Origin of the sequence: Nibrella viscosa, assembly GCF_039541875.1 — a bacterium.
In the GTDB taxonomy this organism is placed as follows: domain Bacteria; phylum Bacteroidota; class Bacteroidia; order Cytophagales; family Spirosomataceae; genus Nibrella; species Nibrella viscosa.
The window spans coordinates 65,775-77,400 of record NZ_BAABHB010000020.1; the positions used below are offsets into that span (position 1 = coordinate 65,775).

Genomic DNA, 11,626 nt, shown 5'->3' on the forward strand with positions numbered 1-11,626 from the left:
AGGGAGTTAAGGGTCAGACAATCAAATACTCTTTAAGGTACAAATAAAACGAGGTTCCCGCACCGGGCCGGCTCTGCACCGTGATATAGCCACGGTGTTTCTCGGTAATGCGCTTGACAGTGGCCAGGCCAATTCCTATCCCCTCGTAATCGCGTTGCGTATGCAGCCGCCGAAAGGGATGAAAAATCTCGTCCTGATACTTCATATCAAAGCCAATGCCGTTATCGGCCACGGTAATCTGCCACCAGACCGCCGGACCATTCGGGTCGCTAACCGCATTTAATCGGTCCGGTAGTTCGGCTCCGGTGATCTGCTCACCCGAAATGCTGATCACAGGCCGGCGGTCGGGGTGTCGGTATTTCAGCGCATTGGCAATCAGGTTCTGAAACAGTTCGCTCAGCAGTATCGGATTGCCGATGATCCGGGGCAGGTTCTGCCAGGTAATGGTGGCACCGGTTTCGTCAATGGGCAATTGCAAATGGGTAAGCACCTCTGCCATTATCTCCTCCAGCGACACCACCAGGAACGAGGTTTCCCAGTTGGAGACTATCGAAAATTGCAATAACCCGTCAACCAGGCCCATGAGTTGCGCAGCGGATTTCTGGATTCGGTCGATAAAATCCAGCGTCCGCTCGTCCCACTGCTCCTGCTGCTGATGGCGCAGGATGTCGGCAAAGGCCTTGATCTTACGCAGCGGGGCTTTCATATCATGGGAGGCCACGTAGGCAAAGCGCTCCAGATCTTCGTTTGATTTTTTAAGCTCCTGATTGCTGGCGGCTACCAGTTGCGCCTGCTCCCGAAGGGCAAGCTGCTGCTGTTTCAGGGTAGTAATATCCTGAAAGGTAAACAGCGTCTGGTTGTCGTTGATCTTCACAATCGTGGCGTTGATCCATACATCCATGTCATCGCCCTGGTAGTGGTGTTCAAACTGCTGAATCTCACCCGTCTCTGTAACCTCGACAATACGCTGAAACATTCCTTCTGAATACGAACCGGGAAACAGATCCAGCAACAGCCGGCCCGTCATCTGCTCTACCGACAGACCCGTTACCTGCGCGTTGGCCGGATTGGTGAGCATATAGCGAAAATCGATGATGTCGCCGGCGGGGTTCCGCACAGCATCCAGCAGCATCAGACCGCTGGGGCAATAATCGACAATGGTTTGCAGCACGGCCGTCTGCTGTTGCAGTTGCCGGCGAATTTCCTTGGAAGCCGTAATATCCAGGGCGGTAATGACGATGCCCTTGCCCTGCCGGATTACTGAGACATCGAGCCACCAGACCCGGTCGTTCATGACGTACTCCCGCTCAAAGCGCTGGGGCTGGTTCTGCTCCCAGGCCTGCACATACCGGCTGAAAATACCGGAGGTCCGGATGTTCGGGAAAATCTCCAGCATGGTCGACTGCCGGAGCTGCCCGGGTAGTAAGCCCGAATACTCCGATGCTTTCTGATTTCCCCAGACATACTGGAAGTCGATCACCTGCTCGTCCTGGAAAATCGGTTCGCAATACAGAATAGCCGTCATGGCCCCTTCCTGAATGTAGGAGAGCACCTGAGCGGGGTCAAGAGCGGTTAAGGGCATAGGCACTGTTGCTTACGGGCAGCACCGGTAGGGAGTACCACCCAAAATCGGTTATGTTACAATATTGCGCCTGATCTGCGTAAAAAGCAACAAAGAGCTACTTTTGCCGACAATGGAATTATTAATTCTATTTTCCTGCCAGAATCCTGTTTCTTTAACCAGCTATATACCCACAAACGGTTCAAAGTTGTCGCCGTGCAGAATATCCGTTTGCGCGGGCGAATAGCTTTGGAGGAACGTCTGCGAAAAACGGGCTTTGGCGTTGGGATTCCACTTGAACTCAAAGGCCCGGAAACTCCCGTCGCTTTCTTCTATGTAATCGATCCCCTGCTGGTAGGTGCGCCAGAAGATAGTCCGAACCCATTGCTGGTGGTAATGCAGGTATTTCTGCCGTTCGCTGACCAGAAAGTTCTCCCAGAGTGCTCCCACGTCGGCCCGTAGGTTGAGGGGTTTAAAATCGGCCAGTACGGCATTGCGGATACCGTTGTCGTAGAAGTAAATTTTATGGCACAGTCTACGAATTTGTTACGGTCCGTCGCTACGGTCGTCGGGGTCATCGTGGATTTGCCCAAATCTGAAATACGGCTCTTGTCGGATATGATTGGGTGCGGCCAGTAAAAGCGAGGTGACCAGTTCGGCCGCAACTGGACTGAAGAAAAACGCCGTCATCTCAGCATATTCAAGCAGAATCTCATTGCTGACTATCTATACTCCCCGGCTGCGAAGGCGTCGTAGAGCCAGCGATAGGAGCCGTCGCGGGGCACCGACTGAAGCAGGCCATTAACTACTTTCACAGATCGGCTTGGTCTGGCATGACCGCGTCGGCGGACCGCCGGATTTGGCGAAGCTGCTCGGTGCGGTTATCAAATTTCATTTGATCTTCGAGTTGCACGGTAGTCAGTCCTTTTTGTAGCATGGCCTTTTCAGCTCCTTCTTCAAGCCGCGCCCGAAAGTACTGCATCAGCGTTTGGCGCATAGCGAGCAACTCGGCTTCGCTTATCTCAAAGCTAAACGGTTCCAGCAAAGCCAGTTGGGCATTTGTTAATCGTTGCGAAGCGACCATAGCAGATTGACATTTACTCGTACACAAATTTAAGAAAACTGACGCGAATTACTCGGTTCTGTGTTTCTATTGGTAGCATCCCTGCACGGTTAGCCGGGAGGCTTAACCGAACGATAAACAAAAAAGGTTAACCAGTTGCTTTGAAAGTGCCACCTGATTAACCTTGCTGAAATGCGATCCCGTTTGGATTAAAACCTTTGTTGATTATCAGCAAGTTACAATGCACTTCATAAAGAGGTGACGGAATAGGTGACGGAACCGAAAATTATAGAGTGCAGCTATACAGGTAGGTGACGGATTTTCTACCTTTGTTGTGAATCGGGTATCAGGGATGGTACTTGGTTTGGTCATGGCCGGGCGGGTGGTTCCCCCGGCCTAATTTTTTAGCTTTTCGCAAAGATAAAGGCGTTTAAACTGGATTTACGTCATGACCTCGTGTCGGTGTGGTCAATCCATTCCAAACTAAAAGGGTAGCCCATCAAGCTACCCTTTCTTTCAAAGTATACCCCACAAATCAACGTTTTAAACGTTTAACGCCAACTGAATACGGAATGCGGTCTACGTTTAAAAACGGTTTGCCATCCTCGTCCAGGTCGATGTAGCGAATGGCGGACCAGGCTAAGTCCAATGCCTCCTGATGCTCCTTGCCTTCGGCTTTGAGTTTGTGGTAGAAGTCCACCAGTGCCAGGCGTCGGAACCAGAATCCGTTAAATCGCTCGTCCTCGGAGTAAGCCAGGTCTATGACCTGCTGATGCATAGCCGGCTCCATTATGTAGGCGGAGACCGGCGAATCTGTTACGGTAGAGTTCATTTGTGTTATAGATATGTTTAAAGGTGAAAAGTATGTTGGCCGGTCACTGCGTACTAGTCACCATTGCGTAGAGCAACAGCGAAAGAGTCAGGACTTTCACCCTATGCCGGCCAATGTCGTTTAACGTCTTATTCGGGAATGAGCTCTACTTGTTTGGAGTTGAAACAATGATGACTAATACGCACATCAAACATAGCAGTTCACACGAACGAAGGCAAGTTAATGAGCATAAAAAAGAGTGCACCATCGGATAATTCCAAAACCTGTTTAGTAGCCCAGACACTTTCGGTTAGTCACTGATATAAATACCCTCTACTCGGTCGCAGGTTGAACTATAAAATGGAGCCTTTGCACTTCCAGCCAAAGGCCTACCATTTTTGTTTGTAATATAATATCTATACCCACCAGCTTTTAACGGCGCATTTCGGTTATCGGATAGGTAGCCCATACCGTTAGGCTCGAAAGTCCAAATCCATTCATCTTGCCACTTCTTCCAGCGATATCCACCGCGTCCGTCACTTACAACCCAAGTGAGGTGCAGAATCACGGTTTTGGACGATTTATTTGTGACGTTAACCAAACCATCACTTGTACAGACGCCAGCAGCCGCCTTTGTTAAAGTATCAAGACCCACTCCTGTTAGAAGTGTATGTTGAGTCCTAGCCACATTTAAAGTATTTTCACTGTTAGGAGTTGCGACCGAATAGGCTGAGGTTGTATCATATGATTGGGTTGATTCTGAAGGCTTATTTATACCACTTATTACGCCAAAGAATACAGCCAGGAGTATAATACCTGCTACGAAGAGCAAGTCCCTTTGGGAACTTGTTCGAACCGGCGTGGAAGTTTGTTTTGTATTGGCACTGGCATTACTTGTATTTGCGCTGCCGTTTTTTGAGTCAGCCTGTTTATTGTCGGCTTTAAACTTTGCTTCGAAGTCCGTATACAGTTTGTTCTCCAACTGTACCGTTTTTTCAGCAGTCTGTTTTGTCCTGGTGTTTGTAGCAAGTAGCCGTATGGAAATATACTTCTCCATTACGGGCTTCGTGATCACTATGTCTTTGCTGCCTTTCAGAGCCACAACACCTAAATTTGAAATCTCCACTTTGTCAGCATAAAGTACTTCCCAAGTGAGGGTGATTTTCTCCCCAATCACGGCTATTCTGGAAGAATATTTAAAGTCCTTAATGATAGGTGGTCCAACATAGGGATTCTCATTTGAGGATCTACCTGTGTTGTTGTGGGTGTTGCTCGACTGACCATTCGTTGTGTGACCGTTGGTATATCTGGCGTCGAACTGCCTCCGTTTTGCCTGGTCATTTAACGTAGAGTATGCCTCCTGGATGTCTTTAAACCGTTCCTCCCAAAACGGATCACCGTCGTTTTTGTCAGGGTGAAATTTAGTAGCTAGTTTGCGGTAGGCCTGTTTTATCTCCTGGTCCGTAGCTGTACGACTTACACCAAGAATAGAATAATAGTCTTTCATTCTACAGTCGCGTTTTTGTCCTCCGTTAAGTAAGCCTTAATAGCAAAAACCCCGGCGGCCATAAGATCGATTGGTACCCAGGCTCCCTTGCTGTAGAGATAGACCGGAAGAATAGGGTTAAACAGAATGGCAATTAGCAGAAAGATGTACGTAAATATTTTGACCTCAGGCGTGTAAACTTCTTTTGCTGCAACCAACGCACCAATGAATACAGCAATACGCAGAAAGGTATAATAGCCGGATGACTGACGACCCAAGGCCAGAATGAGAAGGACAACACAGCCCCAGTAGAGGTATTTCATAAAATGAGGGTTTAGAACACGGAAATATGACAAATTACTCGATTCTGTGAAATACTTTTGAGCAAACGGCAATTTCCTTACGGAAAACAAAAACGGCTACAGTAGGTCATAAACCCACCGTAGCCGCCAAAACTGACCTGACCTAAGACCTACTCGACTGCCTTCTTCATGATGGCCTCACGCTGTTTCTTCATCGTTTCTGTTGCCTCATCGGACTGTCGGATATAGCTGGTCATCAACTTTTGGTAGAGAGAATTTGGCCCATACTGCATTTCGTGCAGCCTACGATTCTCAATGTTCTGGATTCCCGCAGCCGATAAATTCAGTCCTGCCTGCTGCCGTTGGGCGTCGCGGGCCTGCTGGTTCATGTACTCGGATTGACTGATCGCTAGATCCTGCTGGACGACATTGCCGTACTGCGCGAAGTTCCGTTGACGAGCGGCATTGTCGGCCGCCTGGAGGTGGACCTGCTCAGCCGATCTCTGTTGCTGGAGACGAGCCAAACCAGCAAGGGCAACACCTGGTGAACCGCCCGCAAAGTTTGTCAGGTTCTGGACGCCTGCTCTGTAGTTGTTGGCAATCGCGTTCTGACCGGCTGCAAGTTCATTGGGTGAAAGGCCGGTATTTTGCCGCTGCTCAATTTGACGTCTGTAGTTGAGGTATGAGAAGGGTAAACTGTACGGTTTGGAAGGCTTGCCCGCAATGATAGCCCCCGTCAGGACTCGACCTAAATCAAAGCCATTTTCACCCAGCGTACGAAGGCCTACCGCAGCCTTAGAAGGTTCTGCTGGTGGAGGTGTGCCGGCGGGCTCGATGGGCACCTGCGTAGATTTTCCGGTTGAGTATTCATAGAGCATCCCAATCTCATCACTCGGTCCTGTAGGCATCGGCGGAGGTACCGGGCTATTCGGCATAAACAGACCATCCTCGACAGGTCGGCGGTTGTCTACACGAAGCCCGGGAATCCCGTATGTTGGCGGAGTCGGAACAGGAGCCGTACGTTTAGGCGTTGGTCGCGGTCCTGGATAGAGTGGACGCGCCCCACCCGCAGGTTGCCCGTTGACGGAACCGGCAAGCATAGCAGGTAAACTAGGCCTCGACTGCAAAAAAGCCATTGCATTTGCCGTCTGGACTGGTGTGTTACCTGGTGCAGGAGGGTAGACCGATGAGGGGTTGCCGGCCTGATAGTTGGCGACCGTCTGAGCGACCGACGGGTAAAGGCTGGCCGTAGTCGGAACACCGAGTCGCGCTGCTGACTTCTCGACTCCTGCCGGCGTTGGCGGTATGAGCGTATTCCTTGACTTGTCGATGGTTGGGTAAATAGTGCCGGCCTCCTGAATCAACGTCCGAGCCTTGGCTATCCTGCTCCTCGTTGTCTCTCCTAATAAAGACCTGGAACCACCTACACCGGTAGACCGAAGAATCATCTTAGCCTGACTAAGACGGGTTTGGTAGTCGCGTAAAGCCGTTGGATCTATCTTTAGCCGTTTGGATTCTTCATAGCTCAACTGCCGCTGCTCCATCTTATCCAGTTGCGCCAGGAGTGCCTTTATCTCATCGTCGGGGTTGGCCTCCCCGCCACCAGCAAACATACGGAACACGAATGGCAAGCTGTTATACGGTTGGTTAGTCCCCTGCTGTGTGTCGGTACTGCCCGCCGTTGCCCGCAGGTCCTTATGCGTCAACAGTTCGTTGTACACATGATCCCCGAGTTCCTTCTTTTTGACCTGCTCAGGCTTCACTGAATTCATAATGCGTTTCATGATGCTGTTCGACTGCTGGTCAAAAATGCGTTCATTATAGCGCATAAAACCGTAGGGCTTGCCCGTCATGATGTCAATCATCACAAGGTCCTCTGTTCGGTCGTTTGCCTTGTACGGCAACCTGTCAGCGTTCCCTGCTGTAGCTCCACCCTGACCAAAGTACTGAACCGTGGGTAGTGGGTAGGGTGAGGGTTTGTTCGCCCCAGCGATCAGGCCGGCGCTGCTCTGTAGGGTGTTCTGTAGGCCACCCTGTAACAAGCCGGCATTACCCGTTACCGCCCCGGCGACTGACTGACCCACGCCTATGAGGGTGTTAAACTTCTGCATCCGGATATCTGCATCCTGCTCGATGGCGTTCGCTGTATCGGTCGCGCCATTGTGTAGGGCCAGGCTTCTGGCATCGCGGGCCATGGCCAGAGACGAACCGGGCAGCCACGACGAAATCTTACCCCATGTGTTTGGTTGCCCGCTCCTGTTGTAGCCCATGAGGCTGAGGAGGAGGAGGCTGCCACGGTAAACCTGTGGGTCTACACCGTAGGCGGATTGCTGTTTCTCGGTGGAGAAAAGAGCCATAGTTGATAAAGGTTAAATTGTTGCTGTTACAGGCTTAACCACTTCCGGATTTACCCAGTACTGACCGGGTGCGCGTTTGGTTATAACGCCCTTTTGAGCCAAGGCTAACAGCCCTTTGTTGGCGTAGCTGGCATTGGTGCAGATAACCTCAGCCAACTCGGTCAGAGGAGCATTTACAGACCCGTCAGGCTGTAGACGAGCCGCCAACGCCAATAGGACCCGTATGCCGACAGTAGGCAAAACGGCTACCTGGTGGAGCATGAAGTCTGACGGAGTGAAAGCCGGTACAGTTCGGGCCTGAATCTGAGACTTATACGGGTTCGATTTGTGCATTTGTAACACTCGTGCGCCCATGTCTTATAGTGTGAAAGTGTTAACGTGCTGTGTTTTAGGTAATATAGCAGAATTTCTCATATTTCCGACTGTTGAGGCCGGAGAAGTGGAGAGAAGGACACCCCCAACAAAATAACCCTCACCTGGTCACGGTGTCGTGTTCAACAGAAACACGCCTGTAATGGTACCCGAAAACATCCTTTAAGCCCCCTTGGTGGTCCGGGTCAGTACCTCCTCGATTTGAGGAAGTCGTACGTGCGTGTCTGTGGGGTCTGCCACTCGGCCGCCCCCGGTGTGAACCTTAACTTTCCACTTACCCCCCCGCCTGTTTCGGGATTGGTTCAGCGGGTCCCATTATGGGTGGTAAAAAGAATTCTTTTTCTCCTGCTTTGTCGTTTGACAATTCGGTCTGCGTTGATGGAGGGCCAAGTGAAAGGCAGCCGCAGCCTCAGCAAATGCCCAGGTCGTAAGGCGTACCCTCGTAGTACCGTAGCATCTCCTGTTCTTCCGGCCGCAGCCGGATAACATCACAGGGGTTGAACAAAGGTGACTGCTCGATAGCACGAAGAACACGCCGGCGTAAATGGTTGCGCGGGTTGCTCAGTGCATTGCGTACGTTATGAGCCTGATAATAGGCTTCGTCGTGCTGTTTACGTTTACGCCTGCCCTTGCTGTGACGAGATACCAACTCCTGCAGAACGTCCGACTTCTCCCGCAACGTGACTATACCAAGCTTAGTACCCGTACGTTGGTTCTCGCTGAGGGCGTAGCCAGTCACCACGCAGCAACGAACGCCAGAGGCCGCAGCCGCAGCAGTCGATGAAGTAGAGGAAATAGCAGCAGCAGACATAGCCGCTAACGTACTGGAAGTAGAGCCTTCAACGCCGGATGTTCCACGACTTATATCGACGTTGGGGGACAGGGGCAACGTGTCGAAAAATAACCCTGTACTTAAAGTGTTAATTTTGGACATTTCGCCCTGAAACAAGCCGGTTAATTTTGGACATTTTGGGTCGGTCGATAGGACGGTTTTCCAGTGTTCCACGCGTCTGTCTATAGCAGCTTGCAGCGCGGGAGTGATAGCTGTGAGCTGCTGCCACTTTCCCGAGATCAGATCAGCGGTTTGCTGTTGCCAGTCTTCGCCGGGCCGGTACTTCTGGAGTAAGGCTCTGAACCGTTTCTCCTCGCGTGAGAGTTGTTTGTGGTGCCTGTCGTACTCTCTCCTGTTCTCGGGTGTCAACTTCGGCAAAGCCCAATGTTGATGTCGACGGCCTTCAAGTAATAGTTCCCGCTCCTTGCCTGCCGGAACGGAGGTCTTGTTGATGTCGGGCTCGTCAAAGAGAATGTCTGCGAAGGTCTCCCGCAACATCTGCCCTAAAGCCGGATAGATGTGAGTCGACAACAAGTCAGCGAGTGTATGCAGCTTTATGGCGTTGGCCGTTAAGTGCTCCATGCGGATTACCTTTATCTCAAACCTCAACACCTCGTCGGGTAAGCCATAGTGAAGCCCTTTGTTATAGATCTTCACGATGTAGCGTTGACTCTTGCACTGGTAGTACTGTTTACCGTCTTCCACCTCGGGTTTGAACGGCTTGTTTTTATAGCAAATTAACGCCTTCAGGACACGATCAGCCGGAAAGGGTAGTACCACATTAACGCCAAATTCAACGTTGTTCAGCCGCGAATTGAAAGGGTCAATTCTAAAGGTTTGTACCAACTCGTCTAAGGTGGTCGCAACGCCACTCACGGTGAAGTCATTTCCGTTGTGTAAGCCACCATTGGAAGCCTTGTGGATGCTACCTTTCATCTGGACGTTATATCGTCTGTGGCCTCTGTAGCCACGCTGAGGCCGGAGCGTAAATGTTATGCCGCGGTACGTGTCGGTCCGGTGTTCCGGAGGAACTTCGCCGGTCTGTTCATCAACCGGCAAGAGGAACTTTAAATGTGGGTGGTCGTCTAATAGAAAATCGGCCGAAACATACAGGTCGTCGATTTTTACATGGTCAAACATATAGTCTGCTACTGTGGGGAATGGAGTTGTCAGGGTGTTGTTCAGGGTGCAAGAGAACACAGCCCCCGGCCAGGCAGCTAGAGGCTGTTACGGTCTATCAATGCTCAGGTTGAGCTATAGGAGGCAGAGTTCTGAGATAGGCCCAAACCTCAGCGTAGAACGCCTTTCGCTGCCGTGGCTTAGGAGTGAAGCCGGAAAAGTAAAGAATACGTATAGGTCCTGCCAGGTCGGCCGGCTGCCATACAAACACTACCTCAGCAACGCTCATTCGGGCAACGGGGTCATAGTCGTCACCGCCATATAAGCCTGCGTACGCCAACGGCTTTAAGCCAGAGTAGAATTTACGTTGCCGGTTCTCACTTCGGCCGGTACACAGCGTCCTGATACCCCGGTTAACGTACTCTTGCTTGAACGTAGCTTCGAGTCGTAGTTCTTCAGGCAGACATCCGTTGTCGGAGATAGTAGCCGCCTTGCGGTGCCAGGTGGTAGCAGGGTCGTACGCGTAGTCTATTACGCAGGGCTGGGGAAAGTTGCTCTTCTTGCTCATGGTCCTGCTCTCCTTATGATTGACGACGATACTTAGGAGAATTATCAAGCAGGGCGAGAACATCCTCGCGTTTGTAGCGCACCCGACCATTAATCCGGATAGGCTTAATTATGGCCTTGCGGTCTTCCGTGTCCTTGCTCCATTCGTGGAGGGTCACTAACGACACTCTGGCCAGCCTAGCAAGTTCGTTACGCGTTACATAGTCAGGCAGTTGAGAAGCCGGCTTTTCGGCTGCCGATTTTTTGGTGAGGGCAATTTCAAGCCGCTCGTCAAGTAGTTGGGCCAACTGCTCTACAGTACAGGGGATTGTAATATAAGATTGAAGCATAAACCTGTTTTGCTTTGGTTTATGCAAATTTGATGGCCCTTAATGGGTGTAGTAGGTATGTAGTAGCTACGAGTTTTGCTAAACTTTATCGTTTCTATCTTTAGACCCAACTAAAGGCAAACCTAAATCCTTCTCGGTAATCAAATTATTTACTTTCTCAACCACATCAGGCATATTTAATGGACTCTTTGAGGAGTTATTTAGAAGTCCTGTTACAGCGTTTTTTATATTTGTCCGACTTCTACCTAATAGGATTGATAAAATATCATATTGCTTCTCTATAGGCAGACGGTGGAAGGTACCCGTTAGTACACCACTCTGGTGAGCTAACAGAACCCTCACCATGGCACTCTCCTTGTCTTCTGGCTGATTTTTCTCAGCTTCTTTAGTACTGCCTTTTTTATCCTTAAGTATACCTACCAGATATTCTATTTCGTCGAGCGGAGAGAGGGTATAAGAGTAAACAGTCAACAAGGCGTCGAGATTAACTTGTAATGTAGCCACATCACCCACTAACAGTATTAAGTATTTTAAGTGTAGAGCTTTAAGTTGTGCGTCGAAATCAGACTTTAACTCTTGTAGCTTTTTACACTCTTCTAAGAATTCGTCTGCATTATCGAGATTTACGTAAGCTAAAAATTTATCTACCTGAGAACATAAATCTTTAATCAGAAATAGGTGGTAGGTCAGTTCTTTTTTAGGATATGTTCAATGAAGTGTGTCATGGTTTAAATTTTCATGTAAGGCTTCACACGGTCTCCAAATAAAATGACCAGTTGCTGCACCGTCAACGACCAGTTCGCTAAGGGCTTTTGCCACTTCTCCAT

11 protein-coding genes are annotated in these 11,626 nt (G+C 50.1%); all 11 read right to left on the reverse strand.

Annotated elements, in window-relative coordinates:
- Positions 1 to 13 precede the first annotated feature (13 nt).
- Positions 14 to 1,582, reverse strand: coding sequence for a sensor histidine kinase (locus tag ABD931_RS27840; RefSeq protein WP_345271340.1), 1,569 nt, complete (start codon positions 1,580 to 1,582; stop codon positions 14 to 16).
- A gap of 162 nt (positions 1,583 to 1,744) precedes the next feature.
- The gene (locus ABD931_RS27845) at positions 1,745 to 2,011 is read right to left on the reverse strand and encodes a DUF4143 domain-containing protein (protein ID WP_502258375.1); all 267 of its coding nucleotides are present in this window, start codon (positions 2,009 to 2,011) and stop codon (positions 1,745 to 1,747) included.
- A 361-nt stretch (positions 2,012 to 2,372) separates the two neighbouring features.
- The gene (locus tag ABD931_RS27850; RefSeq protein ID WP_345271342.1) at positions 2,373 to 2,645 is read right to left on the reverse strand and encodes a DUF8507 family protein; all 273 of its coding nucleotides are present in this window, start codon (positions 2,643 to 2,645) and stop codon (positions 2,373 to 2,375) included.
- A 514-nt stretch (positions 2,646 to 3,159) separates the two neighbouring features.
- On the reverse strand, positions 3,160 to 3,456 hold the full coding sequence (locus ABD931_RS27855; RefSeq protein ID WP_345271343.1) for a hypothetical protein: 297 nt from the start codon (positions 3,454 to 3,456) through the stop codon (positions 3,160 to 3,162).
- 289 nt (positions 3,457 to 3,745) lie between these two features.
- Positions 3,746 to 4,942 (reverse strand): J domain-containing protein, encoded by a 1,197-nt coding sequence (locus tag ABD931_RS27860; RefSeq protein ID WP_345271344.1) that lies wholly within the window; start codon positions 4,940 to 4,942, stop codon positions 3,746 to 3,748.
- Positions 4,939 to 5,244, reverse strand: a complete 306-nt coding sequence (locus ABD931_RS27865) for a DUF6804 family protein (protein WP_345271345.1) — start codon at positions 5,242 to 5,244, stop codon at positions 4,939 to 4,941. Before ABD931_RS27865 ends, ABD931_RS27860 begins: the two co-directional genes overlap by 4 nt.
- Before the next feature lie 149 nt (positions 5,245 to 5,393).
- The gene (locus tag ABD931_RS27870; protein ID WP_345271346.1) at positions 5,394 to 7,580 is read right to left on the reverse strand and encodes a hypothetical protein; all 2,187 of its coding nucleotides are present in this window, start codon (positions 7,578 to 7,580) and stop codon (positions 5,394 to 5,396) included.
- Positions 7,581 to 8,361: 781 nt separating this feature from the next.
- Positions 8,362 to 9,924, reverse strand: coding sequence for a hypothetical protein (locus ABD931_RS27875; RefSeq protein WP_345271347.1), 1,563 nt, complete (start codon positions 9,922 to 9,924; stop codon positions 8,362 to 8,364).
- Positions 9,925 to 10,021: 97 nt separating this feature from the next.
- Positions 10,022 to 10,471: a hypothetical protein gene (locus tag ABD931_RS27880; RefSeq protein ID WP_345271348.1), complete on the reverse strand. Its 450-nt coding sequence runs from the start codon at positions 10,469 to 10,471 to the stop codon at positions 10,022 to 10,024.
- A gap of 13 nt (positions 10,472 to 10,484) precedes the next feature.
- The gene (locus tag ABD931_RS27885) at positions 10,485 to 10,799 is read right to left on the reverse strand and encodes a helix-turn-helix domain-containing protein (RefSeq protein ID WP_345271349.1); all 315 of its coding nucleotides are present in this window, start codon (positions 10,797 to 10,799) and stop codon (positions 10,485 to 10,487) included.
- A 78-nt stretch (positions 10,800 to 10,877) separates the two neighbouring features.
- Positions 10,878 to 11,303 (reverse strand): hypothetical protein, encoded by a 426-nt coding sequence (locus ABD931_RS27890; protein WP_345271350.1) that lies wholly within the window; start codon positions 11,301 to 11,303, stop codon positions 10,878 to 10,880.
- Between the last annotated feature and the right edge of the window lie 323 nt (positions 11,304 to 11,626).